Raw genomic sequence first — 23,917 nt, forward strand, 5'->3', positions numbered from 1 at the left:
CGGGCACGGCACCCGGTACGGGAGCGGGCACGGCGGGCGACGATGCGGCCGGCTCGGGACGGCGTCCCGCGCGGGTCCGCAACCGGCTCATGGGGGCCGTGGCCGTGGTCGCCGTGGCCGTCCTGGGAGCCGGCGCCCCCGCCGTGCTGACCGCCGTCGACAACGCCGGTGGCAGTCAGCACCTCGTCGACCTGGCCGGGCTGAACGCGCACGCCGTCACCCTCGCGCACACCCTCGCCGACGAGCGCGACGCGATGACCGCGTACGTCGCCGCCGGCCGGACCGGCCGCAACGTCAACCAGGCCGCCACCGACTCCCAGCGCGCCCAGGTGGACCGGCAGATCGACGAACTGCGCGGCCAGGCCCAGGGCGTGGCCGGGGACACCGCCGCGTTCGCCGCCGCCGACAAGCTCCTCAAGCAGCTCCCCGAGACCCGCCAGAAGGCGCTCGCCGGGCCCGCCACCGCCGAGCAGGTCTACGACGAATACAGCGCGGCCGTCGCGGCACTCGGCACGATCAGCGACGACATCGCCCGCGGCCTGCCCGCCCGGGCTGCCGGCGGCGCCGCCGACACCCTGGCGCTGCCCGCCCTCGGCCGGGCCGCCGACCAGGCCGCCGGCACCCGCGCGCTGCTGCTCGCCGGGCTCAAGGCGGGCGGCGCCCAGCCCCGGCTGACCGCCGCCGCGCAGGTGGCCCACATCCGCGAGCAGGGCGCCCTCGGCGACTTCAACCAGGCCGCGAGCCAGGACGCCAGGGACCGCTTCCAGCGCACCGTCAACGGCACCGACGTCGACACCGCCGAGCGCTACCTGACCAAGCTGACCGACCAGCCGTTCCTGGACGCCACGGACATGGCGCTCAGCCGGCGCCGGGTGCAGGCCGCCCTGACCGCCCGGGTCGGCCTGATGCGGGGCGTCGAATCGGCCATCGCCACCGCCGAGATCCAGCGCCTGGGCCAGCTGCGCGACGACGACGTGACGGCCCTGGAGATCGCCGTCGGCCTGGAGGGGCTCTGCCTCCTGGTGGCCGTCGGCACCGGCATCTGGGCCGCCCGCACGATGACCCAGCCGCTGGCCGCGCTGCGGATCGGTGCCAAGCGGCTGGCGGCCGACCCCGGCCACGAGGACCCCATCGGCTACAAGGGCCGCAACGACGAGTACGCCGCCGCCGTCCGGTCCGTCAACGCGCTGCACGCCCAGGTCGCCGAGGCCGCCCGGCGCGGCGCCGAGCTGGAGGGCGAGCGCAAGCGGCTGGTCGGCGGCCGACAGCGGCTGGTCGCCGAGCGGGAGGTCCTCCAGGAACAGGCCGAGGCGCTCAAGGAAGAGGTCGCCGAACTCCACGAGCGGCTGGCGGTGCTGCGCACCGGCGTCCACGGCCGGTTCGTCAACCTTTCGCTGCGCACCCTCGGACTGGTGGAGCGCCAGCTCGCCGTCATCGAGTCCCTGGAGGAGAGCGAGCAGGACCCGGAGCGGCTGGACACCCTCTTCAAGCTGGACCACTTCGCCGCGCGGATGCGCCGCAACAGCGAGAACCTGCTCGTGCTGGCCGGCGCCGAACAGCACGGCAGCAGCCACTCCGGGCCGGTGCCGCTGCTGGACATGCTGCGCGCCGCGGTCAGCGAGATCGAGCGGTACGAGCGGGTGCGCATCACCTCGCTGCCGCCGCGCGCCCAGGTCGCCGGGTTCGCCGCCGACGACATCAGCCACCTGGTCGCCGAACTCCTGGAGAACGCCACCGCGTTCTCCCCGCCGGACGCCCATGTCGAGCTGTCCGGCTGGCTGCTGGAGAGCGGCGAGCTGATGGTCTCGGTCGAGGACGAGGGCATCGGGATGACCGCGGACCGGCTGACCGAGGTCAACGAGCGGCTCTCGGACGTGGAGGCCGCCTCGACCTCCGAGAGCGTGGACGAGGCGCTGGGCCTGGGCCTGTACGTGGTGGTGCGGCTGGCCGCCCGGCACGGCGTGCGGGTCCAGCTGCGCGACCGGAAGCAGGGCGGGGTCACCGCCGTCGTCGTGCTCCCCGGCTCGATCCTGCCCAACCGCCCGGGGCCGGCGCCGTCCGCCCCCGCTGCGGGCGTCGGTGGGTCGTCCGCGCCGACCCTCCCGGGCTCGATCGCGGAGGCCAACTCCAACACCCTCCAGACGCGGATGGGCCGGTCCGAGCCGACGGCACCGCCGGCGGTCGAGGAACCCGTCCCGGCGGAGCCCGCCCCGGTCGCGGACGCAACGGCCGCGGACGCCCCGGTCGCCCAGGAGGCGCCGGAGCCCGCCCCGCAGCCGCCGCCGGCCGGCCGGCGCGGGCTCGCCGACGACCCGTTCGTCGCCGCGGCCGAACGCGCCATCGACGCGGCGGGGCTCGGCGCCCAGCCGCCGGCGGAGGCACCGGCCGCGCGGCCGGCGGTACCGGCCCAGTCCCAGGGCCCGGCGGAGCCGCCCGCGGAAGAGGAGACCCCGTCCACCGCGGCGGCGGACGCCGAGCGCCCCGCCGCCGCGCCCGAACCGAGCCCGTACGGCCCGCAGTCGCCCGGACCGTACGCCACGGCGGGCACCTCCGCCGGCACCACCGGTGAACACACCCGTCCCGGGGAGACCACGCCGTCGGCCGACGGCGCCCCGGACGTGCCGGCGCCCGGGAAGGGACGGCACGCCGCCTCGGCGCCCGCCAGCGCCGACCCGTACGCCATAGGGCCGGACGAGCACAGCCGCCCGGCGTCGGCCGGGGAGACCGACGGGGCACCGGAACCGGGCGCGGACCCTGACCCGGCGCCCCAGGGGGAAGTGCCCCCGGCGGACGCACCCGGCGGGCCCGGGCCGCGGCGCCGGACGAGCACCGGGCTGCCCAAGCGCGTCCCGAAGAACGTGGCGCAGAAGAAGGCGCCCGCCGCACCCCGCAAGACCGGGACCGCCCACGCCGAGGCACTGCGCCGTCGGCTCGGCGGATTCCAACAGGGTGCGCGGGAAGGCCGACGCGATGTCGCGGCGGAGATCGCGGACAGCACCGCGGAGCAGACCATCCCACAGACCGACACCGACGGAGCGGGGGCCCCGGGACAAAGCCATACCGGCGAGGAGGCACGCGATTGAAGGCGCAAGCGCCCACGGCTCAGGGAAAAGGACCGAGCCCCCAGGCACGTAACCTGCACTGGCTGCTGAGCAATCTGGTCGACGAGGTGCCCGGCATCCACTCGGTCGCGGTGGTCTCCTCCGACGGTCTGCTGCTGCTGTCCTCCGACCCCGAGCGGGTGGAGGAGGCCACGGCGCACGCCGCCGACGGCGGCCCACGCGGCTCCAGCGCCGACCTCGCCACCATCGTGTCCGGCCTCGGCAGCCTCACCAACGGCGCCGCGAAGCTGATGGACGGCGGCGCGGTCAAGCAGACGATGGTCGCGATGGACGAGGGCAGCCTGTTCGTCATGTCGATCAGCGACGGCTCGCTGCTCGGCGTGCACGCCACCCCGGACTGCGACATGAGCGTCATCGCCTACCACATGGCGCTCTTCGTCGGCCGGGCCGGCCACGTCCTGACCCCCGAACTGCGCACCGAACTCCGCAAGTCGATGGAGAACGCCCAGTGAGCGAGCGAAGCGAGCGAACCGACAAGAGGTGCGTGCCGAGCGAAGCGAGGTCTCAGCATGAGTAGCACTCCCAAACTTCCCGTCCGCGGGGTGGACCTCCCCCGAGCTCTCGGCTCCGCTCGCACAGGGGGGACCCCCAAACCCGCGCGGGTCCGGCCGTACTCGCTCACCGGCGGACGGACGCGCTTCGGCCACGTGCTGCTCGTCGAGACGTTCGTGGCCGCGCTGGACGCCCCCGAGGAGCGGCGGGAGCTCACCGCCTCGTCCGGGCCCGGCTGGCTGGACCGCGTGATGCCGGAGATGCGCGCGATCGTCGAGCTGTGCCGCCGGATGCGCTCGGTCGCGGAGATCTCCGCACTGCTCAAGATGCCGCTGGGAGTCGTCCGCGTCCTCCTCAGCGATCTCGCCGACCAGGGAAAGATTCGCGTCTACGGCACCGGGCACGGCACCGGCCGGCCCGAACGCGCGCTGCTCGAAAGGGTGCTGAGTGGACTTCACAGGCTCTGACACGATAACGGCCGGGACAGGGCCGGCCGCCGCCGACGATGCGGGGCTGCAGAGCTGGCAGATGGATCGGACGCAGGCACCGGTCGCCACCAAGATCGTGGTGGCGGGCGGCTTCGGCGTCGGCAAGACCACCTTCGTCGGATCGGTCTCGGAGATCACTCCGCTGCAGACCGAAGCGGTGATGACCGAGGCCAGCGAGGCGACCGACGACCTGTCGGCGACGCCGGAGAAGACCACGACCACGGTCGCCATGGACTTCGGCCGGATCACCCTCGACCAGGAACTGGTGCTGTACCTCTTCGGCACGCCCGGCCAGCAGCGCTTCTGGTTCATGTGGGACGACCTGGTGCGCGGCGCGATCGGCGCGATCGTGATGGCCGACACCCGGCGGCTGGAGGACTGCTTCCCGGCGCTGGACTACTTCGAGAGCTGCGGGCTGCCGTACGTCGTCGCGGTCAACCACTTCGAGGGGACCGAGCGGTACGAGGTGGACGACGTCCGGGACGCGCTGACCGTGCCGCCGCAGGTGCCGGTCGTGGTGATGGACGCGCGGCGCCGGTCCACCGTGATCGAGGCGCTGCTCGCGCTGGTCGGCCACGCGCTCGACGTCACGCCCGAATAGCCCGCCACCCCCCAGCCTTCCCCCGAACAGCAGGAACAGAGAAGAGCCCCGCCATGCGGAAGATACTCATCGTCGGAGCCGGCCAGTCCGGTCTCCAGCTCGCCCTCGGCCTTCAGTCCCAGGGCTACGAGGTCACCCTGATGTCCAACCGCACCGCCGACGAGATCCGCTCCGGCCGGGTCATGTCGACGCAGTGCATGTTCCACACCGCCCTCCAGCACGAGCGCGACCTGGCGCTCAACTTCTGGGAGAGCCAGGCCCCGCGCATCGAGGGCCTGGGCGTCTCGGTCGCCGCGCCCGGCAGCCACGCCGCGCCCGGCGGCACCCAGCGCGCCATCGACTGGGTCGGCAAGCTCGACGGCCACGCCCAGTCCGTCGACCAGCGCCTGAAGATGGCCGGCTGGATGGAGACCTTCGCCCAGCGCGGCGGCCAGGTCGTCATCCACGGCGCGGCCGTCTCCGACCTGGACTTCTTCGCCCAGCGCTACGACCTGACGCTGGTCTCGGCCGGCAAGGGCGAGCTGGTGTCGATGTTCGGCCGGGACGCCGCCCGTTCGCCCTACGACGCCCCGCAGCGCGCGCTGGCCGTCGCCTACGTCCACGGCATGGGCCCGCGCCCGGAGCACCCGGAGTTCGACGCGGTGCGGTGCAATGTCGTCCCCGGCGTCGGCGAGCTGTTCGTGATGCCGACCCTGACCGTCACCGGCCGCGCCGACATCCTCTTCTGGGAGGGCCTGCCCGGCGGCCCGGTGGACGTCTTCCAGGGCGTGCGGGACCCCCAGGAGCACCTGGCCCTCACGCTGGACCTGATGAAGACGTTCCTGCCGTGGGAGTTCGAGCGCAGCGCCGACGTCGAACTGACCGACGCCAACGGCACGCTGGCCGGCCGCTACGCCCCCACCGTCCGCAAGCCGATCGGCCGGTTGCCCTCCGGCGGCCTGGTCCTGGGCGTCGCGGACGTGGTGGTGGCCAACGACCCGATCACCGGCCAGGGCGCCAACTCGGCCGCCAAGTGTGCCGCGTCCTACCTGACGTCCATCGTCGAGCAGGGCGAGCGGCCGTTCGACGCGGAGTGGATGCAGGCCACCTTCGACCGTTACTGGCAGACCGCCCAGCACGTCACCAAGTGGACCAACGCGATGCTGGCCCCGCCGCCGGAGCACGTCCTCAACCTGTTCGGCGCCGCCGGCCAGCTCCAGCCGATCGCCGACCGGTTCGCCAACGGCTTCGACGACCCGTCCGACTTCGAGCACTTCTTCTTCGAGCCGGAGAAGGCCGACGCCTACGTGGCGTCGTTCACCGGCTGATCCCGGTACGGCCCGGCGGGCCGGCGGACCGTGCGGCGGTCCACCGGCCCGCCGCCGGCGTCCCCGCCGCCGGCGTCACTTCCGTCAATGCCGCTTCCGTCAACGCCGCTTCCGCCAGGGCCACTTGGGTCCGTCGGCGGAGCGGCCCTCGGGGTCGTAGGCGTACCGCCAGCCGCGCGGCAGCCCCAGCCGGCCGGCCGGCCCGGGGACCCGGCGGTAGAGGTGCACCTCCGGCGGCCGGCCGTCGTCGCGGGGCACCGGGATCTCGTAGGTCTTCGGGGGCAGTCCGGTGGGGCCGACCAGGACGGGAAGGACCCGGCCGTCCAGGGGACCGCCGACGAAGGGGATGTTCTCGCTACGCACCGACCCAGTCTCACAGCAGGTGGGCGGCCTCGCTCACCACGGGTAGGATCCGGCGCGCCAGCTCGCCGGCCGGGCCGTCGGGCGCCTCGCCCTTCAGCGCCGCCCGCACCACCCGGGCGGTCTGCGGGTCCCGGGCCGCGGTGGCGGTCAGCAGCGCGACGAAGTGGTCCACCAGCCAGTCCCGCAGCTCGGCGCGCAGCGCAGCGGGCAGCGCGGCGCCAGCCGCTCCAGTGGAGCCGGTGCTTGCATCGGGGTGCCGCTTGTCCTCGTCGAGCCAGATCAGCGAGGCGGCCTCGACCGCGCTGATCCACATCCGGACGGTGGTCCGCAGCCGCGGGCTCGGCTCCGGCTCGCCCAGGTGGCGCAGGATCTGCTCGGCGGCGGCGCGCCGGACCTCGTCCACGATCGCGGTCGTCCGGGACGTCTCCACCACGCTGCCGCCCTGGAGCAGCGCGCTGAACCCGGCGTCGTGCTGGTCGACGAAGGTCAGGTAGCGGTCCAGGGCGTGGCCCAGCCGCTGGGTGAGCGGGCCGCTCTCCGGCTCCGCGAAGCACTGCTCCAGCTCGTCGGCGGCGCTGCGCAGCGCCGCCTCGTACAACTGCTGCTTGCCGCCGGGGAAGTAGCGGTAGACGAGCGGCCGCGAGACCTCGGCGGCGGTCGCGACGTCGTCCAACGAGACGTCCTCCGGCGCGCGCTGCGCGAACAGGCCCAGTGCCGCGGCCAGCAACTGGCTGCGGCGCTGCTCCACGCTCAGCCTGCGGTAGGCGGGTCTGGGTACTGCTGGGGCGGTGCCGCTGCCGTTCATGAACAGCAGCGTAACCGCCGGGGTTTGCCCCTCGTACAGGTGCTCGGGGTGGAGGTGCCCGCGGACGGGGCGTTCAGGCCAGCAGGCCCGAGGACCGCCACAGGCGGCGGCCCACGCCGCGCAACACCCCGATGTCGTCGAGGAAGTCGGTCAGCCGCTTGGCGCCGTTCTGCATGACCTCGCGCCGGTGGGGGCTGGCCTTCACCTGCGCTATGGCCGCCCGCTTGTCCAGACCGACGTTGGTATAGACCTCGGGGTTGATGAAGGCGATGGCGAAGACCCGGGCGAATTCGCCGGAGGTGACCCGGGTGAACTCCTGCGACCACTTCGGCGCGGTCACCATCTGCCGCCGCAGCTCCTCGCGCGCGTACCGCACGTGTCGGGCCTCCTCCACCACGTGGATCCGGGTGACGCCCCGGATCAGCGGCTGCACCCGCTCGTCGGGGAAGGTCAGCCGCTGCATCCAGTCCAGGACCTCCTCGCCGAGCAGGGTCGCGGTGAACGAACCGGGGGTGGTGGAGATCGTCTTGAAGAGGCGGCCGAGGTTCTGGTGCACCCGGGCGACCGGGTACCAGGGCGTGTCCCCGCGGGAGATCAGCCGCGCGAACATCTTCGAGTGCCGGCACTCGTCCTCGATCTCGGTGAGTGCGTACCGGACGTGTGCGCTGGTCGCCGGCTTGTCGTAGATGTGCCGGACGAGCAGCTGCATGAGGATGATCTCGAACCAGATGCCGAGCGAGGCCAGCGCCGCCGCCTCGTGCTGGGAGAGCAGGATCCGCTGCTCCTCGCTCATCCGCCGCCACATCGGGGTGTCGTACAGCGAGACCAGCTCCGGCGGCCAGAACCACTTGCCCTCCTCGAAGGGCGCGTCCCAGTCGAGTTCGGTGTCGGGGTCGAAGGAGTGCTTGGCGGAGGAGGCGAGCAGCCGCTCGGCGATCTGCTCCCGGTCCTTGAGCAACCCGAGGGCGTCTCGCAGGACGTCGATATCCGCCTCGGTCATTGCGGTGGGCGCGCTCGTCATGGCTCTGGCTACACCTCACAGTCGGAGTTACCCGCGGTCACATGCGGCTGCCTCTTATGAGACTGCCTGTCAGCAAGCGCGTCAATCCCTCACGTACGACTTATTGACCCGCCGGTAAGAAGCGTGTGAATCTGCCAACGGCCCGTTCGCGACGAGGCGTTCGGCGGGCGGAGGAGGCGAGGCGCCGTGTCGATCCGAGAGCTCTACGTCCAGGACCCCGGGGACTCCCTGTGGACCGTGCCGGCCTCCGGCGCGGCCCGCTTCACCTGGGAGTACGACGACGGGCGGGACCGTCTGCTGGCCCTCTACCAAAAGGGCAAGGACAAGCAGTGGGACGCCACCACGCGGATCGACTGGGACCTGGAGGTGGACCCCAGGGACCCGCTCGGCACCCCCGACGAGTCCCTGGCGCTGTACGGGACGAAGTACTGGGACCGGATGACGGAGAAGGACCGCGGCGACCTCCGGCAGCACTACTCCGCCTGGCAGTTCAGCCAGTTCCTGCACGGCGAGCAGGGCGCGATGGTGTGCGCCGCGCGGATCGTGGAATCCGTCCCCGACCTCGACGCCAAGTTCTACTCGGCCACCCAGACCATGGACGAGGCCCGGCACGCGGAGATCTACGGCCGCTTCCTCAAGGACAAGATCGGGATGCTCTACCCGGTCAACGACAACCTCAAGGCGCTGCTCGACGACACCCTCGCCGACTCCCGCTGGGACATGCCCTACCTCGGCATGCAGGTGCTCATCGAGGGCCTGGCGCTGGCCGCGTTCGGCATGATCCGCGACACCACCACCAAGCCGCTGCCCAAGCAGATACTCGCCTACGTCATGCAGGACGAGGCCCGCCACGTCGCCTTCGGCCGGATGGCGCTGCGCGACTACTACAGGCAGCTCACCGACGCCGAACTCCGCGAGCGCGAGGAGTTCGTCATCGAGGGCTGCTACCTGATGCGCGACCGGCTGCGCGGCACGGAAGTCCTGGAGAACTACGGCATCCCGGTCGAGGAGGCCGCCGAGTTCACCGAGCGCTCGGAGTTCCTCCAACTCTTCCGGAAGCTGCTGTTCAGCCGGATCGTCCCCTGCGTCAAGGACATCGGCCTGTGGGGCGAACGCCTCCAGCGCGCCTACGTGGACCTCGGCGTCCTCGAACTGGGCGACGCCAACCTGGATCTGCTGATGGCCCAGGACGAGGAGCTCGCCGAGCACCTGGACGCCGAGCGGTTCGCCGCCGAGGAGGCGGCCCGCACCGCCGAGGTCGCCGACGCCATCGCGCGGGGCGCCGCCGACGACTGACTCCGCGCGCGCCCCACCGGCCGTACGGACCGGGGCTCGGATGACAGGATCCGCCCATGGACACCGACGACCGACGGCGCGCCGCGGTGCGCGGCAGCATCGAGGGCCTGGCGCACGGCGATGCCTTCGGCGAACGCTTCTTCGCGCTCTTCCGCCCCGAGGCGGAGGCCCGACGGCTGATCGCCCACCGCCAACTGCCGCCCGAGCCGCGCTGGCACTGGACCGACGACACCGCCATGGCGCTGGACCTGCTCGCCGTCCTGGCCGAGCACGGCGAGGTGCGACAGCCGGCGCTGGTGGCGCGGTTCGCCGCCACCTACCGCGCCGATCCCGGCCGCGGCTACGGCTCCGGCATGCACGCCCTGCTGCCCCGGGCCGCCGCCGCGCCGGCGGAATGGCGGGAGTTGGCGCACGCCCTCTTCGGCGGCGAGGGCAGCCTGGGCAACGGTGCCGCCATGAGGGTGGCCCCGCTCGGCGCCTGGTTCCACCACGACCTCGACCGCGCCGCCGACCAGGCCGCCAGGTCTGCGGAGGTCACCCACGCCCACCCCCAGGGCGTCGCCGGTGCGGTGGCGGTGGCCGTCGCCGCCGCCCTCGCCGCCCGTGGCGCCCCGCTCGCCCTCACCGAGATCGCTGCCCGCACCCCCGACGGCCCGGTCCGCCAGGGCCTGCTGCACGCCGCCGAACTCCCGCCCGGCACACCCCCCGAGGAGGCCGCCGCCACCCTCGGCAGCGGCCGCCGCATCAGGGCCGACGACACCGTCCCGTTCGCCCTCTGGTGCGCCGCCCGCCATCCCGACGACCTGCCGACCGCCCTGTGGACCACCGCGGCCGGCCTCGGCGACGTGGACACCACCTGTGCCATCACCGGCGGCGTAGTGGCCGCCCGCTCGGGTACCACGGCCCTGGGCGAGCAGTGGACGAGCAAACGCGAGGCCCTGCCGGAGTGGACCACCACTGTGTGATCCACGCCGCACGGGGCGGCCCACCCCCTCCGCCCCGCCACCACACACGACGCCGGGCCCACACGGCGGGCCGCGCCCCGCCCACGCCCAGTCCCCGCCCCGCCCTCAGCCCGTCAGAAATCCGGCCACCCACCCGTCCAACTCCGCCGACCGCAGCTCCGGCAACGCATGGTGCCCGACCCCCGGCACCGTCACGACCCGCGCCCCCGGCAGCGACCGCCCGGCCGCCGCCGCGACCCGCCGCACGTCATGCGCCCTGCTGCGCCCGGCCAGCAGCACCAGCGCGGGCGGCGCGGCGGTCCCCAACCGCGCCACGTCCGGCCGCGGCCCGGTGACCGGCCGCCCCCGGAACTCCCGGCCGCCCACCCCCGTCAGCCGCACCAACTCCGGTGCCACCGCCGGTCCACCGCGGGTCTCCCACGCCAGGAACCGCCCGGCCGTGACCTCACCGGGCCGCACCAACAGCGGTACCGCCCGCACCAGATACGACGCCCGGAAGCCCGCGAAGCACTGCGTGGGGTCGAGCAGGGCCAACCGTTCCACCCTCCCCCGAGCTCTGGAGGAGCAAGGGGGGATCCCCATCGCGGCGTGCACCGCGTAACTCAGCGCGATCCACCCCCCGTACGAGTGCCCCAGCAGCGAGACCCGTTCGGCCCCGAGCGCGTCCACCACCCCGTCCAGCCACGCCATCAGATCGGCCGGCCGGCGCAGCGGCCGACCGCCGGGCACGCTCAACCCGGGCCCGCCCATCAGGTCCACCGCGTACACCCGGTGCGTCCGCGCGAGGCTCGCGACCCGTGCGTACCAGACGGCGGAGGTGGTCCCACCGCCGCTCAGCAACACCAGCGGCGGCCCACCGGACGGCCCGCAGGCATTGACCCGCGTGCTGCCGAACTCCGTCTCCAGATCAAGCCGTTCGACCGCCACCGGCCAGAGCGCCATGGCCTGCCCGTACGCGGCCCGGAACTCCGAGGACGCCGACGCCGCAGCGGAGCCCCCGGCCAGCGCAGGCGAACGAGGTGAAGCGGGCGAATCAGGTGAATCGGGTGAAGCGGCCATCGCAGACGACGACGTGCGTTTCGCGTTCACGGTGCGCCTCCGTGGTGAGGACGACAGTAGACGGGCGGGCCGCCAGGTACCTCGCCTGCCAAGTATCTCGCTCAGCGAGATAATGTGGGATCATACGCGCCCCGGCCGGGTTAGGTTGCTGGTTCGGGATATACGGGCCGGACACAGGAGAGGTGGGGATCCGTGGTGGTGGCGCGGGAGCGGGAACCGGAGGGCATGGACCTGGTCCATCTGCTGCGCGAGGTGACGCTCCAACTCGACCTGGCGGGTGGTGAGTTCGCCACCCGCAACGGCCTGCACCCCACCGACCTCCGGGCCCTGATCGCCCTGCTGGACGCGGCCCGGGCCGGCGAGGAACTGACCGCCGGGCGGCTCGGCGCCCGGCTCGGCCTGAACTCCGCCGGCACCACGGCACTGGTCGACCGCCTGGAACGGCTGGGACACCTCCGCCGGGTCCGCGACACCCGCGACCGACGCCGCGTCCTGCTGGTCGTGGACCCGCGCGCGGTCGCTCTGGGCCAGTCGTTCTTCGGCCCGCTGATCGCGCGCACCCTCGCCCTGCTCGACACCTTCGACCCCGGCGAACGGGCCGCCATCCGCCGCTTCCTGACCGGCGTGCGGGACGCGACGGCCGGTACGCAGGAACCTGAAGGCGCCGAGAAGACGTAACGGCGCGCAGAGTCAACAGCACGCGGAACGACAACGTCACGCAGAAGACGTCACGCAGACGACGTCACACAGCGCGCACTACCGCCGACCGGACCGGGCCAGCCACCGCCCCTCGTGCCGGGACACCTCGATCGGCCGGCCGAAACACGCCGTCATCCGCTCGCCCGTCAGCACCTCCGCCACCGGGCCGAGCGCCTGCACCCGCCCGTCGCGCAGCAACACGGCCTGCCCGATGGCCGGGGACAGCTCCTCCAGATGGTGGGTCACCGTCACCGTCGCCAGCTCCGGCCGCCCCAAGGCCAGCCGGTGCAGCGCGTCGATCAGGTCCTCCCGGGAGGGCAGGTCCAGCGCGTTGAACGGCTCGTCGAGCAGCAGCAGCGACGGATCGGCCATCAGCGCCCGGGCGATCAGGATCCGGGCCCGCTGGCCGCCCGAGCAGACGCCGTACGGCCGGTCCGCCAGCTCCTTGCAGTCCAGCTCGGCCAGCAACTCGTCGGCCCGTTCCCGGGTGGCCTGGTCGTACTTCCGCCACAGCGGCTGCACGGTGCCGGTCGCGCCGGTCAGGACCACCGTGTGCGCGGTGGCGTCCTGCGGCACCTTCTGCGCACCGGACACCAGGCCGATGGCGGCGCGCAGCTCCCGCACGTCCACCCGGCCGAGCCGGTGGCCGAGCACCTCCACGGTGCCGACGGTGGGGAACATCAGCGCGCCGATCAGCCGCAGGACGGTGGTCTTGCCCGCGCCGTTCGCACCGAGCAGTGCCCAGTGCTCGCCCGCCCGCACGGTCCAGTGGATGTCGTCGAGGATGATCTGGTCGGTGGTGTAGCGGCGGACGCCGACGCCCGTCAGCGCGGCGATCACCCGTCCCGCTTCAGGGCGTTGCAGGTCCGCGGGTCGGGCGGTCGGGGACGGCGGTTCCGAAGGCTGCGAGGGAGTCATCGCGGCAGATTAGCTGCGTAAGACACCTTTCCGTGCGGCCGTCCGATGCGTGGAACCGCACGAGAAGATTCCGGCCACCGGCCACCGACCACCGGGCATTGCCCCCGACCACCACCGCCCCCAACCCACCCGCAAACCCGAAGCCCGGAGCCCGAAAACCGGAGCCCGAAAACCGGAGCCCGAGAACCGCAGCCTGGAGCCCCATCCCCGGACACACCGCAGGCGCCGTCGACTCACCCCAGTCCCAACAGGGCCCGCACCCGCTCGTACTTGGCGGTCAGCCGCTCCCGGGTGGGCGCGTCCAGGACCGCCAGCCGCACCGGATCGGCGTTGTGCGCCAGATCCGCCTCCTTGACCAGCAGCGCGCCCGGTGTCGCCAGAATCCGGGCGGTGTACTCCTCGACCGTCTCCCCGGGCCGTTTGGTGACCGCCAGGACCATCGCCTTGGTCGCCTCGTCCAGCGGCGCCCCGGCCAGCCAGTCGGCGCTCACCGCGCCGTCCTCGACCGCGTCGTGCAGCCAGGCCGCGGCGATCTGCGCCTCGTTGCCGCCGCGCGCCCGCACCCCCGCCGCGACCGCCGCCAGGTGCTCGGCATACGGGCGGCCCGCCTTGTCGGTCTGCCCCTCGTGCGCGCGCCGGGCCAGCGCCTCCACCTCGGCGAGCGGGAGCCGCGAGGGCGCCGCCGGAGCCGGGCAGGGATCCGCGTCAGAAGCCATGGCGCCATTGTGACCGGACACCCACCACCCCACGCACCTCACACCCTCAACCCCACCCCCGGCCCGCCCCGCCCTCACCGCAACCCCGCCGCCATCACCGCCCGCGCGATCGGCCCGGCGCTGCCGCCCCCGCTGATGTCCTCACGCTCGGCCTCCGCGTCCTCCACGACCACCGCCACCGCCGACAGCGGCTCATGGCTCTGCCGGTCCCGCACCCACGCGATGAACCAGGCGTACGGCGTGCCCTCGTTGCGCACTCCGTGCTGGGCCGTCCCCGTCTTGCCGCCCACGACGAACCCGTCGATCGCCGCGGTCCGCCCGCTCCCGTGCTCGACGACCTCGGCCATCATTTCCTGGAGCTGCTCGGCGGTGGCCGGATTCATCACCTGCCGGGTGGGCCGCCGCGCCCCGGTGGCGACCATCACCCCGTGGGCGTCGGTCACCCGCTCGACGAGGTACGGCGGCGTCAGCTGGCCGTCGTTGGCCACCGCCGCCGCGACCATCGCCATCTGCAGCGGGGTGGCGGCGGTGTCGTACTGCCCGATCGCGGACAGCGCCAGCTGCGCCGGGTGCATCCTGGTGTCGAAGGTGCTCGGCGCGACGGGGGAGGGGATCCGCAGCCCCCGGTCGTTGAAGCCGAACCGCTGCGCCGCCTCGGCCATCCCGCGCTCCCCGACGCCGACGCCCAGCCGCGCGAAGACGGTGTTGCAGGAGAGCCGGAAGGCTTCCCGCAGGCTCACGTGCTCGCAGCCCTCCGTCGGGTTGCCCAGCTGGGTGCGGGTGTCCGGCAGGGTGTAGGGGTCGGGCACGTCCAGCGGCGCGTCGAGGTCCTTGACCAGGCCGCTGTCCAGCGCCGCCGCCGCGGTGACGACCTTGAAGACCGAACCGGGCGGATAGGTCTGCCGCAGCGCCCGGTTGAGCATCGGCCGGTCCGCCGCCTCGTTCAGCCGCCGCCAGGCACCGGTCACCGACCGGCCGTTCCCGGACAGCTCCCCGGGGTCGTACGACGGCGAGCTGACCAGCGCCAACACCCGCCCGGTGCGCGGCTCGACCGCCACCACCGCGCCCTTCCGGCCGGCCAGCCCGTGGTACGCGGCGCGCTGCATCGCCGGGTTGACGGTGGTCTCGACCCGGCCGCCCGGCGGCCGGCGGTGGATCAGCCCGTCCCACCAGGGGAACACGACCAGCCGGTCGTCGGTCCCGGCCAGGATGCCGTCCTCGGAGCTCTCCAGCAGCGAGGTGCCGTACTGCTGCGAGGCGAAGCCGGTGAGCGGCGCGTACAGCGGTCCGTCGGTGTAGGTGCGCTCGTAGCGCAGCCGCCCGCCGCTGTCCCGGGAGCCGGTGACCGGGTGGCCGCCGACCACGACCGCGCCCCGCGGCTGGGCGTACCGGGCGATCGCGGTCCGCCGGTTGGCCGGGTTGCCGGTGTAGCCCTCCGCCTCGAAGACCTGCACCCGCACGGCGTTGACCAGCAGCGCCGTCAGCAGCAGGAAGGAGAACGCGGCGGTGTGCCGGATGCCGCGGATCACCGGACCGCCCCGAGGGCGTCCGGGGCGGCTCGGGCCTGCCGGGCGGGCGCGTCGGGCCGCGGCCCCCGCGCCCGGTCGGTGATCCGCACCAGCAGCGCGACGATGATCCAGTTGGTCACCACCGACGAGCCGCCCTGCGCCAGGAACGGCATCGCCATCCCGGTCAGCGGGATCAGCCCCATCACCCCGCCCGCGATCACGAACACCTGGAGGGCGGGCAACACCGCCAGCCCGACGGCCAGCAGACTGCCGAACGGGTCGCGCAGCCCCAGCGCCGCCCGGTAGCCGCACGCCGCCAGCAGCGCGTAGAGCAGGAACAGCGCGCTCAGCCCGGCCAGTCCCAGCTCCTCGCCCAGCGTTGCCAGGATGAAGTCCGACTTGCGCGCGAACCCGATCAGCGACGAGTGCCCCAGCCCCAGCCCGGTCCCGAACGTCCCGCCCGCGGCGAACGCGAACAGCGACTGCGCCAACTGCCCCGGCCCCCGCCCCGCCGCGATCCCGGCGAACGGATGCAGCCAGTCCTGCACCCGGCCGTGCACATGCGGCTCCAGCGTGCCCACCGCCGCCGCCCCGGCCGCCGCCAGCAGCACCCCCACCGCGATCCACCCGGTCCGCCCGGTGGCCACGTACAGCAGGACCACGAACACCCCGAAGAACAGCAGCGAGGTCCCCAGGTCCCGTTCGAGGACCAGCACCCCGACGCTCACCAGCCAGATGGCGACGACCGGTCCGAGTACCTGCGCCGCCGGCAGCCGCAGCCGCCACACCGCCTTCCCGGTGTCCGCCAGCGCCTCCCGGTTGGCCGCCAGGTACGCCGCGAAGAACACCGTGATCAGCACCTTGGCGAACTCGCCCGGCTGGAGCGAGAATCCGGCCGCCCGGATCCAGATCCGCGCCCCGTTGACGGCCGGGAACAGGATCGGCGCCACCATCAGGGCCAGCGCCAGCCCCGCGCACCCGTAGGCGTACCGCTGCAACACCCGGTGGTCCCGCAGCGCCGCCACCACCGCGATGAACAGCGCCACGCCCACCGTGGACCACACCAGCTGCGCGGGCGCCGCATGATCGGCCGGCGTCTCCAGGTCGAGCCGGAAAATCAGCACCAGCCCGAGCCCGTTGAGCAGCACCCCGGTCGGCAGCAGCAGCGGATCGGCGTACGGCGCCCCGAACCGCACCACCAGGTGCGCCAGCAGCGCCAGCCCGCCCAGCCCCGCCGCGTACCGGAGCGCCCCGGCCGGCACCGCGTGCGTCCGGGCCAGCCCCACCGCCAGATAGCCGCAGAAGCTGATGAGCACGGCACCCACGAGGAGGGCCAGTTCGACCCCCCGCCTCTTGGGCCGTGGCGGCGCCGGAGGCGCGCCCGCCGCCCGCCCGTTGCCCGCCGCCTGCGCCCGCGCCTCGGCCGCATCCGGCCGGTCCGCCACATCCATCCCCGCAACGTAGCAAGCAAATCGCTGCATTTCGCCCATATCGCCCATGGTTGCCGCCCTTGCTCCCGCTCCCTCGGGGGACCCCGCGCCGGGCCGACCGAGTCCCCTAGGGGAAGAATCGGGGTCCTCACGGGGGTGGGTACGGACTGTTCCGTGAACGAGGCCAATGGCAGTTTGTAAACTCGGTCAGAACGAAAAAGCAGAAGGCCGAGCTCGTCACGCTGATACGGACGACCGATCGCACCGATCGCACCGGTCGACGCCATGGACACGCGCCATGGCGCCGCACGCGAGGGGCTGTGGCGTACGACACCAAGCACGCCGAGTAAAGGTCCCGCGCCGTTTCGGCCCACGGGGGCGGCCGAGCGCGGGTGACCGTCCCCCGCGACGAAAGGCAGTATGACCGCCATGACGACCCTCCGTTCCCGGATCTTCGCCTGGGCCGGCCGCCTCTACCTGGCGAGAACGCGGAAGAAGGGCTTCGACCTTTCCCGCATGTCCTTCTTGCCGGAATCCGTCCTGATGCCCCTGCGGCGGGACGGTCTCGACCCGGTCCCCGACCTGGCCGCCGTCCGCGAACGGGAGCCCATCAGCAAGCTCCCGGTGCCCATAGCCGCCAACGTCTGGCTGGTCACCGGCTACGACGAGGCCAAGGCGGTGCTCGGCAAGGCCGACGCCTTCAGCTCCGACTTCACCAACCTCATCGGCAAGGCCGGCGCCGGCGCCGAGCAGAACCCCGGCGGCCTGGGCTTCTCCGACCCGCCCGTGCACACCCGCCTCCGCCGGCTCCTCACCCCCGAATTCACCATGCGCCGCCTGAACAGGCTCACGCCCCGCATCCACGACATCGTCGAGGAGCGCCTGGCGGCCATGGAGAAGGCCGGCAGCAACGGCGACCCGGTGGACCTCGTCGCCGCCTTCGCCCTGCCCATCCCCTCCCTCGTCATCTGCGAGCTCCTCGGCGTCCCCTACGAGGACCGGGACGACTTCGAGCGCCTCAGTGCCGCCCGCTTCGACCTCTTCAGCGGCGCCAACGCCTCCTTCGGCGCCATATCCGAATCGCTCACCTACTTCCGCGAGGTCGTCAAGAAGCAGCGCGCCAACCCGGGTGACGGCCTGCTCGGCATGATCGTGCGGGAACACGGCGACTCGGTCACCGACGAGGAACTGGCCGGCCTCGCCGACGGCGTCCTCACCGGCGGCTTCGAGACCACCGCCAGCATGCTCGCGCTCGGCGCCCTGGTCCTCCTCCAGGACCCGGAGCACTTCGCCGCCCTCAAGGACGGCGACGAGGCCGTCGACCGCTACGTCGAAGAGCTACTGCGCTACCTCACCGTCGTCCAGGTCGCCTTCCCCCGCTTCGCCCGCGAGGACATGGAGATCGCCGGCGTCCGGATCTCCGCCGGCGACGTCGTCCTGTGCTCCCTCAGCGGCGCCGACCGCGACGGCAAACTCGGCCCCGACATGGAGCAGTTCGACCCCCACCGCGCCAAGGTCCCCTCGCACCTCGCCTTCGGCTACGGCATCCACCGCTGCGTGGGCGCCGAACTCGCCCGCATGGAACTCCGCGCCGCCTACCCCGCCCTGGTCCGCCGCTTCCCCGCCATGCGCCTCGCCGTCCCCCCGGAGGAACTCGAATTCCGCAAGCTCTCCATCGTCTACGGCCTGGATTCCCTCCCGGTGCGCCTGGACGCCTGAGCCCCCCCCGGGCCTGCCCGGCCGGCGACAGCGCCGGCCGGCCCGCCCCTTCCGCCCGACCGGGGCGCACGGCACACGAGGCGACGTTCGACGAGCCCGCACGTCGCACACGGGCCGGGGCACGCCCGTTGAGCGGGGGATCCGGCGTACCACGACGCCGCTCGCGCGCCGGGGATCACGGACACCCGATCACCGCCCTCGTCGACGGCCGGACCCGCACCCGGCCCACCGGGCCGCCCCGGGCGCCCGCCACCGCCACCAGAAGCCGGACGTACAGGACGAGTTCGCCGCCCGCCTCGCGCCCCACCCCATGCGCCGCGCAACGCACCGCCCAATGAAAAAGCCCGCTCCCAAGAAGGAAGCGGGCTTTAGTGGCACTCTGCTCTGCGTCACACAGACCAGCAGAGTGCCCCCGGCAGGATTCGAACCTGCGCACACGGCTCCGGAGGCCGTTGCTCTATCCCCTGAGCTACGGGGGCTTTGTCGGCCGCTCGTTGCGGCGACGAGTAGAACACTACCAGCTCCGAAGGGGTGGTCATGAACGTTTTGGTGGCCTGCGGCGGAGCCGGGTGCGACGGTGCTCCGGGGGCCAAGGAAGGGCGCCCTTACCGCATGCAACGGGTGGGTCGACGGCGCTCGTCCAAAGGTCCCTCGCACGGGGGCGGAAGTGGGCAAAACCGGGACGCAGCCGCAGGCGCGCACCTAGTCTCATCGTGTGCCTGGCTTGTCCGGTCGGATCCTTGTGGTCGATGACAACAAGGTGATCCGGCAGTTGATCAGGGTCAACCTTGAGCTGGAGGGCTTCGAGGTCGTGACCGCGGCTGACGGTGCCGAATGTCTGGACGTCGTGCACCGGGTGAGACCCGATGTGGTGACCCTCGACGTGATGATGCCGAGGCTGGGCGGGCTGCACACCGCTGCGCGACTGCGTTCCGATCCGCGCACCTGGGACATTCCGATCGCCATCGTGAGCGCCTGCACCCAGTGCGAGGTGGACAACGGGGAGTCGGTGGGCATCGACGCCTTTCTGGCCAAGCCGTTCGAGCCGATGGAGCTGGTGCGCACGGTGGGGATGCTGGTGCGCGAGGGGCGGCAGCAGCGGGAGCGCCATGACTGCGAGGGGCGCGGGGGAGCCCCCGAGGGCGCCGGGGCCGCGGAGCGCGGGGCCGCCGGTGGCGAGGGCGGACGGCCGCGGGACGACGCGACGGGGGCGGGCGGTGCGGTGCCGGGCGACGCCGCTCCCGGGGGCGGGGTGGAGAGCGGTGGTTCGGCGCAGAGCAGTCCGTAAGGGCAGGTAAGAGCAGGTATGTGGCCGTGGACCGGTGTTCGGTGTCCACAGGGCGAAACCCGTTCGCATGGCCGCCCCCTTTCTCCCATACGCTTGTCGTGTGACCCCGGCCGAGCTCTCCCGTACCGTCCTGTGCTCCGTGCGCAGTGCCGTCGCGGAGCGGGAGCTCTGCGTGCCCGTGCCGGCGCGGATCGTGGTGCAGCCGCCGCCGCGGCCCGGGTGTGGGGACTACGCCTCCAACGTGGCGTTGCAGCTCGCCGGGCAGGCGGGGCTGCCGGCCCGTGAGGTGGCCGAGATCCTGCGGAGGCGACTGGCCGGCCGCGCCGGGATCGCCCGGGTCGAGATCGCCGGACCGGGATTCCTGAACTTCCATCTGGGGGACGGTGCGTCCGCCGGACTGGTGGGGGAGGTGCTGGCCCGAGGGGCGCGCTACGGCGAGCCCGCGGAGTCCGGTGCGGCCGCAGCGGGACCGGGGCGGACCGTCGAGGGGCCGACGCGCCATACGGGGGAGTGGGCCCGGGCCCGGGAGGCCGTCGTGGCGGACGTACTGGTCCGGCTCGGACGGGCCGAGGGCCGCGCGGAGCCGTCGACCGGCACCGGTGCCGCGGAGCTGGCCGGGCTCGTGGCGCGGCTGGGCGTCGACGAGGCCCGATGGACGCTGCTCAAGCCCGCCGCGGCGGACCCGGTACGGGTACTGGAGCGGCCGGTGCAGCACGAGGACAACCCCCGGTTCCGGGTGCAGTACGCCCATGCGCGCAGCCGCGCGGCGGTGCGGAACGCCGCCGAGCTGGGGTTCGCCGCAGAGCCGGGGGACGTCGTGGGCGACCGGCCCGCGGACCGCGGCGACGCGCGGACGCTCCAGGCGCTGGAAGCCGCTCTCGCCACCTATCCGACGACCATCGCGACCGCGGCGCGGCGGTGTGCGCCGGATCGGGTGGTACGCCATCTGGAGGCCACCGCGGACGCCTATCTGCGCTGGCAGGAGGAGTTCTGGCCGCTGCCCGTCGGCGAGCAGAAACCCTTGGCCGTGCACCGCGCCCGGGTGGCCCTTGCCGAAGCCACGGGGACGGTGCTGGGGAACGGCCTGCGCCTGCTCGGCATCTCTGCTCCTGAACACGTCTGATCCGCATACGCCTGAGTCTGGAAATGTCTGATGTACGCGACCGAACATCCGCGGAGCGCGCCGAGGACTGCCCCGATCAGCACCACTGAACGATCTTGAGGGGACCGTTTCCGTTATGAGCCGTTCCGCGCATCCCGCAGGGCCCCGGCATGGCGACGTACTGCCCGAGGGGCACTACGCCGGGCCGCCCGCCGACCTCAACTCCCTTGACCCGCAGGTCTGGTCCCGCACCGTCCGGCGCGACGCCGACGGCGCGGTGACGGTCGGCGGGCTGTCCGTGACCGCGCTCGCCGAGGAGTTCGGCACGCCGGCGTACTTCCTGGACGAGGAGGACTTCCGGGCGCGCTGCCGGGCCTGGAAGGACGCGTTCGGACCGGACGCCGACGTCTTCTACGCGGGCAAGGCGTTCCTGTCCCGGGCCATCGTGCGGTGGCTGGCCGAGGAGGGCCTCAACCTCGACGTCTGTTCGGGGGGCGAGCTGGCCACGGCGCTGGACGCCGGCATGCCCGCCGAGCGGATCGCGCTGCACGGCAACAACAAGAGCACCGAGGAGATCACCCGGGCCGTCGAGGCCGGGGTGGGGCGGATCGTGCTCGACTCGTTCCAGGAGATCGTGCGGGTCGCGCACATCGCCGAGCGGCTCGGCAAGCGGCAGCGGGTGCAGATCCGCGTGACGGTCGGTGTCGAGGCGCACACCCACGAGTTCATCGCGACGGCGCACGAGGACCAGAAGTTCGGGATCGCGCTGGCCGGCGGGCAGGCCGCCGAGGCGGTGCGGCGCGCGCTGAAGCTGGACGGGCTCGAACTCATCGGGATCCACAGCCACATCGGGTCGCAGATCTTCGACATGGCCGGGTTCGAGGTCTCCGCCCGCCGGGTGGTGCAACTGCTCGCCGAGGTGCGGGACGAGCACGGCGTGGAGCTGCCGGAGATCGACCTCGGCGGCGGCCTGGGCATCGCGTACACCTCCGACGACGACCCGCGCGCACCGCACGAGATCGCCAAGGCGCTGCGCGAGATCGTGGGCCGGGAGTGCGAGGCGGCCGGGCTGCGGGCGCCGCGGATCTCGGTCGAGCCGGGCCGGGCGATCGTCGGACCGACCGCCTTCACGCTCTACGAGGTCGGCACGGTCAAGGAGCTGGACGGGCTGCGGACGTACGTCTCCGTGGACGGCGGGATGTCGGACAACATCCGCACCGCGCTGTACGACGCGGAGTACAGCGTGGCGCTGGCCTCCCGCACGTCGCACGCGGAGCCGATGCTCTCGCGGGTCGTCGGCAAGCACTGCGAGAGCGGCGACATCGTCGTCCGGGACGCCTTCCTGCCCTCCGACGTGGCGCCGGGGGACCTGCTCGCGGTGCCGGCCACCGGCGCGTACTGCCGGTCCATGGCGAGCAACTACAACCACGCGCTGCGGCCGCCGGTGGTGGCGGTCAAGGACGGTGCGGCCCGGGTGATCGTCCGCAGGGAGACGGAGGAAGATCTCCTGCGGTTGGATGTCGGGTAGGGCCGGATCGCCGGGACCGGGCCCCGGATGAAATAAATGTCTCGGCATCCGGACGAACGGCGGAAACCGCCGTCCGGTGCGTGAGACTGGTGCATGACCGGGAAACTGGTGCGTGACCGAGCATGAAACCGCTGGATCGAAGAAAAGACGAGGTCGAATGATGCGTACGCGTCCGCTGAAGGTGGCGCTGCTGGGCTGTGGTGTTGTCGGCTCAGAGGTGGCGCGCATCATGACGACGCACGCCGACGACCTCACGGCCCGCATCGGTGCGCCCGTGGAGCTCGCCGGGATCGCCGTCCGCCGCCCGGAGAAGGTGCGGGCCGGGATCCCGGCCGAGCTGATCACCACCGATGCGACCGCGCTCGTCAAACGCGGCGACATCGACGTCGTCATCGAGGTGATCGGTGGGATCGAGCCCGCCCGGGGCCTGATCACCACCGCCTTCGAGCACGGCGCGAGCGTGGTGTCGGCCAACAAGGCGCTGGTGGCGGCCGACGGTGCCGCACTGCACGCGGCGGCCGAGAAGCACAACGCCGACCTGTACTACGAGGCGGCGGTCGCCGGTGCGATCCCGCTGGTGCGCCCGCTGCGCGAGTCGCTCGCCGGCGACAAGGTCAACCGCGTCCTCGGCATCGTCAACGGCACCACCAACTTCATCCTCGACAAGATGGACACCACCGGCGCCGGCTACAGCGAGGCGCTGGACGAGGCCACCGCACTGGGGTACGCCGAGGCCGACCCGACCGCCGACGTCGAGGGTTTCGACGCCGCCGCCAAGGCCGCGATCCTCGCCGGGATCGCCTTCCACACCCGCGTCACCATGGACGACGTGCACCGCGAGGGCCTGACCGAGGTCACCGCCGCCGACATCGCCTCCGCCAAGCGGATGGGCTGCACGGTCAAGCTGCTGGCCATCTGCGAGCGGGCCGCGGACGGCGCGTCGGTGACCGCGCGGGTGCACCCGGCGATGATCCCGCTGACCCATCCGCTGGCCTCCGTGCGCGAGGCGTACAACGCGGTCTTCGTGGAGGCCGAGGCGGCCGGCCAGCTGATGTTCTACGGGCCGGGCGCGGGCGGTTCCCCGACCGCCTCGGCGGTCCTCGGCGACCTCGTCGCGGTCTGCCGCAACAAGCTCGCCGGAGCCACCGGGCCGGGGGAGTCCGCGTACACCGCGCTGCCCGTCAGCCCCATGGGCGAGGTCGTCACCCGCTACCACATCAGCCTCGACGTGGCCGACAAACCGGGCGTCCTGGCGCAGGTCGCGACGATCTTCGCCGAACACGGCGTATCGATCGATACGGTCCGTCAGCAGGGGAAGGGTGGGGGTACCTCCCACTCGAACGTAGTTGAGAGTGGGGGCGAGGCGGACCTCGTCGTCGTCACCCACCGAGCGACCGACGCGGCGCTGTCGTCGACGGTCGGGGCACTGCGCGAGCTGGACACCGTCCGCGGTGTCGTCAGCATCATGCGGGTCGAAGGGGAGTAAAGGA

General features: G+C 73.0%; 21 protein-coding genes and 1 tRNA gene. 13 read left to right on the forward strand and 9 right to left on the reverse strand.

What is annotated here, in order from left to right; all coding sequences use genetic code 11:
• Positions 1-89 precede the first annotated feature (89 nt).
• The 5 genes from JNO44_RS28540 (at position 90) to JNO44_RS28560 (ending at position 6,010) form a co-directional block, all read left to right on the forward strand.
• On the forward strand, positions 90-3,083 hold the full coding sequence (locus JNO44_RS28540) for a nitrate- and nitrite sensing domain-containing protein (protein WP_205366650.1): 2,994 nt from the start codon (positions 90-92) through the stop codon (positions 3,081-3,083).
• A complete protein-coding gene (locus tag JNO44_RS28545) occupies positions 3,080-3,574 on the forward strand; it encodes a roadblock/LC7 domain-containing protein (protein WP_205366651.1) in 495 nt (164 codons plus the stop codon). Before JNO44_RS28540 ends, JNO44_RS28545 begins: the two co-directional genes overlap by 4 nt.
• A 57-nt stretch (positions 3,575-3,631) precedes the next feature.
• Complete coding sequence (locus JNO44_RS28550) at positions 3,632-4,081, forward strand: DUF742 domain-containing protein (protein ID WP_235094384.1); 450 nt, start codon at positions 3,632-3,634, stop codon at positions 4,079-4,081.
• A gap of 61 nt (positions 4,082-4,142) precedes the next feature.
• Positions 4,143-4,703 (forward strand): GTP-binding protein, encoded by a 561-nt coding sequence (locus JNO44_RS28555; RefSeq protein ID WP_240167692.1) that lies wholly within the window; start codon positions 4,143-4,145, stop codon positions 4,701-4,703.
• 53 nt (positions 4,704-4,756) lie between these two features.
• On the forward strand, positions 4,757-6,010 hold the full coding sequence (locus JNO44_RS28560; protein ID WP_205366653.1) for a styrene monooxygenase/indole monooxygenase family protein: 1,254 nt from the start codon (positions 4,757-4,759) through the stop codon (positions 6,008-6,010).
• 99 nt (positions 6,011-6,109) lie between these two features.
• Here JNO44_RS28560 and JNO44_RS28565 read toward each other — a convergent pair whose 3' ends face one another.
• The 3 genes from JNO44_RS28565 to JNO44_RS28575 all read right to left on the reverse strand — a co-directional run bounded on the left by JNO44_RS28565 (position 6,110) and on the right by JNO44_RS28575 (position 8,178).
• Positions 6,110-6,373: a hypothetical protein gene (locus tag JNO44_RS28565; protein WP_039632803.1), complete on the reverse strand. Its 264-nt coding sequence runs from the start codon at positions 6,371-6,373 to the stop codon at positions 6,110-6,112.
• Positions 6,374-6,383: 10 nt separating this feature from the next.
• Positions 6,384-7,178 carry a TetR/AcrR family transcriptional regulator gene (locus JNO44_RS28570; RefSeq protein WP_205366654.1) on the reverse strand — a complete coding sequence of 265 codons (795 nt, stop codon included), beginning with the start codon at positions 7,176-7,178 and terminating at the stop codon, positions 6,384-6,386.
• 73 nt (positions 7,179-7,251) lie between these two features.
• The gene (locus JNO44_RS28575) at positions 7,252-8,178 is read right to left on the reverse strand and encodes an AurF N-oxygenase family protein (RefSeq protein WP_420882759.1); all 927 of its coding nucleotides are present in this window, start codon (positions 8,176-8,178) and stop codon (positions 7,252-7,254) included.
• Positions 8,179-8,385: 207 nt separating this feature from the next.
• On the opposite strand from JNO44_RS28575, the gene JNO44_RS28580 reads away from it, so the two are divergent.
• Both JNO44_RS28580 and JNO44_RS28585 read left to right on the forward strand, forming a co-directional pair.
• Positions 8,386-9,495 (forward strand): ferritin-like domain-containing protein, encoded by a 1,110-nt coding sequence (locus tag JNO44_RS28580; protein WP_205366656.1) that lies wholly within the window; start codon positions 8,386-8,388, stop codon positions 9,493-9,495.
• A 56-nt stretch (positions 9,496-9,551) separates the two neighbouring features.
• Complete coding sequence (locus tag JNO44_RS28585; protein ID WP_205366657.1) at positions 9,552-10,460, forward strand: ADP-ribosylglycohydrolase family protein; 909 nt, start codon at positions 9,552-9,554, stop codon at positions 10,458-10,460.
• A gap of 105 nt (positions 10,461-10,565) precedes the next feature.
• On the opposite strand, the gene JNO44_RS28590 is transcribed toward JNO44_RS28585, so the two are convergent.
• A complete protein-coding gene (locus JNO44_RS28590) occupies positions 10,566-11,402 on the reverse strand; it encodes an alpha/beta fold hydrolase (RefSeq protein ID WP_240167693.1) in 837 nt (278 codons plus the stop codon).
• A 342-nt stretch (positions 11,403-11,744) separates the two neighbouring features.
• On the opposite strand from JNO44_RS28590, the gene JNO44_RS28595 reads away from it, so the two are divergent.
• Entirely contained in the window at positions 11,745-12,197 is a 453-nt protein-coding gene (locus tag JNO44_RS28595) for a MarR family winged helix-turn-helix transcriptional regulator (protein ID WP_205370689.1), read from the forward strand.
• A 78-nt stretch (positions 12,198-12,275) separates the two neighbouring features.
• Here the strand turns inward: JNO44_RS28595 and JNO44_RS28600 are convergent, their stop codons facing one another.
• The 4 genes from JNO44_RS28600 to JNO44_RS28615 all read right to left on the reverse strand — a co-directional run bounded on the left by JNO44_RS28600 (position 12,276) and on the right by JNO44_RS28615 (position 16,811).
• On the reverse strand, positions 12,276-13,136 hold the full coding sequence (locus JNO44_RS28600) for an ABC transporter ATP-binding protein (RefSeq protein WP_240167694.1): 861 nt from the start codon (positions 13,134-13,136) through the stop codon (positions 12,276-12,278).
• Positions 13,137-13,369: 233 nt separating this feature from the next.
• Positions 13,370-13,852, reverse strand: a complete 483-nt coding sequence (locus JNO44_RS28605) for an HD domain-containing protein (RefSeq protein WP_205366658.1) — start codon at positions 13,850-13,852, stop codon at positions 13,370-13,372.
• A gap of 74 nt (positions 13,853-13,926) precedes the next feature.
• Complete coding sequence (locus JNO44_RS28610; protein ID WP_205366659.1) at positions 13,927-15,381, reverse strand: penicillin-binding transpeptidase domain-containing protein; 1,455 nt, start codon at positions 15,379-15,381, stop codon at positions 13,927-13,929.
• Positions 15,378-16,811 (reverse strand): FtsW/RodA/SpoVE family cell cycle protein, encoded by a 1,434-nt coding sequence (locus tag JNO44_RS28615; RefSeq protein WP_205366660.1) that lies wholly within the window; start codon positions 16,809-16,811, stop codon positions 15,378-15,380. Before JNO44_RS28615 ends, JNO44_RS28610 begins: the two co-directional genes overlap by 4 nt.
• Before the next feature lie 399 nt (positions 16,812-17,210).
• On the opposite strand from JNO44_RS28615, the gene JNO44_RS28620 reads away from it, so the two are divergent.
• Complete coding sequence (locus JNO44_RS28620) at positions 17,211-18,509, forward strand: cytochrome P450 (RefSeq protein WP_205366661.1); 1,299 nt, start codon at positions 17,211-17,213, stop codon at positions 18,507-18,509.
• A 407-nt stretch (positions 18,510-18,916) separates the two neighbouring features.
• Here the strand turns inward: JNO44_RS28620 and JNO44_RS28625 are convergent.
• Positions 18,917-18,988, reverse strand: a tRNA-Arg gene (locus JNO44_RS28625).
• 236 nt (positions 18,989-19,224) lie between these two features.
• On the opposite strand from JNO44_RS28625, the gene JNO44_RS28630 reads away from it, so the two are divergent.
• The 4 genes from JNO44_RS28630 (at position 19,225) to JNO44_RS28645 (ending at position 23,913) form a co-directional block, all read left to right on the forward strand.
• Positions 19,225-19,797 (forward strand): response regulator, encoded by a 573-nt coding sequence (locus tag JNO44_RS28630; protein ID WP_240167695.1) that lies wholly within the window; start codon positions 19,225-19,227, stop codon positions 19,795-19,797.
• A gap of 100 nt (positions 19,798-19,897) precedes the next feature.
• The gene (gene nrtL, locus JNO44_RS28635; RefSeq protein WP_205366662.1) at positions 19,898-20,920 is read left to right on the forward strand and encodes an ArgS-related anticodon-binding protein NrtL; all 1,023 of its coding nucleotides are present in this window, start codon (positions 19,898-19,900) and stop codon (positions 20,918-20,920) included.
• A 115-nt stretch (positions 20,921-21,035) separates the two neighbouring features.
• Complete coding sequence (gene lysA, locus JNO44_RS28640) at positions 21,036-22,427, forward strand: diaminopimelate decarboxylase (protein WP_073443478.1); 1,392 nt, start codon at positions 21,036-21,038, stop codon at positions 22,425-22,427.
• A 160-nt stretch (positions 22,428-22,587) separates the two neighbouring features.
• Positions 22,588-23,913 (forward strand): homoserine dehydrogenase, encoded by a 1,326-nt coding sequence (locus tag JNO44_RS28645; RefSeq protein ID WP_205370702.1) that lies wholly within the window; start codon positions 22,588-22,590, stop codon positions 23,911-23,913.
• Positions 23,914-23,917 lie beyond the last annotated feature (4 nt).

It is taken from the genome of Streptomyces noursei (genome assembly GCF_016917755.1).
Classification (GTDB): domain Bacteria; phylum Actinomycetota; class Actinomycetes; order Streptomycetales; family Streptomycetaceae; genus Streptomyces; species Streptomyces yunnanensis.

Coding starts and splice junctions, on each gene's coding strand:
- JNO44_RS28540 (WP_205366650.1), top strand. CDS start 90: ATGGGGGCCGTGGCCGTGGTCGCCGTGGCCGTCCTGGGAGCCGGCGCC.
- JNO44_RS28550 (WP_235094384.1), top strand. CDS start 3,632: ATGAGTAGCACTCCCAAACTTCCCGTCCGCGGGGTGGACCTCCCCCGA.
- JNO44_RS28555 (WP_240167692.1), top strand. CDS start 4,143: ATGGATCGGACGCAGGCACCGGTCGCCACCAAGATCGTGGTGGCGGGC.
- JNO44_RS28560 (WP_205366653.1), top strand. CDS start 4,757: ATGCGGAAGATACTCATCGTCGGAGCCGGCCAGTCCGGTCTCCAGCTC.
- JNO44_RS28570 (WP_205366654.1), bottom strand. CDS start 7,178: ATGAACGGCAGCGGCACCGCCCCAGCAGTACCCAGACCCGCCTACCGC.
- JNO44_RS28575 (WP_420882759.1), bottom strand. CDS start 8,178: ATGACCGAGGCGGATATCGACGTCCTGCGAGACGCCCTCGGGTTGCTC.
- JNO44_RS28585 (WP_205366657.1), top strand. CDS start 9,552: ATGGACACCGACGACCGACGGCGCGCCGCGGTGCGCGGCAGCATCGAG.
- JNO44_RS28590 (WP_240167693.1), bottom strand. CDS start 11,402: ATGGCGCTCTGGCCGGTGGCGGTCGAACGGCTTGATCTGGAGACGGAG.
- JNO44_RS28595 (WP_205370689.1), top strand. CDS start 11,745: ATGGACCTGGTCCATCTGCTGCGCGAGGTGACGCTCCAACTCGACCTG.
- JNO44_RS28600 (WP_240167694.1), bottom strand. CDS start 13,136: ATGACTCCCTCGCAGCCTTCGGAACCGCCGTCCCCGACCGCCCGACCC.
- JNO44_RS28605 (WP_205366658.1), bottom strand. CDS start 13,852: ATGGCTTCTGACGCGGATCCCTGCCCGGCTCCGGCGGCGCCCTCGCGG.
- JNO44_RS28615 (WP_205366660.1), bottom strand. CDS start 16,811: ATGGATGTGGCGGACCGGCCGGATGCGGCCGAGGCGCGGGCGCAGGCG.
- JNO44_RS28620 (WP_205366661.1), top strand. CDS start 17,211: ATGACCGCCATGACGACCCTCCGTTCCCGGATCTTCGCCTGGGCCGGC.
- lysA (WP_073443478.1), top strand. CDS start 21,036: ATGAGCCGTTCCGCGCATCCCGCAGGGCCCCGGCATGGCGACGTACTG.
- JNO44_RS28645 (WP_205370702.1), top strand. CDS start 22,588: ATGCGTACGCGTCCGCTGAAGGTGGCGCTGCTGGGCTGTGGTGTTGTC.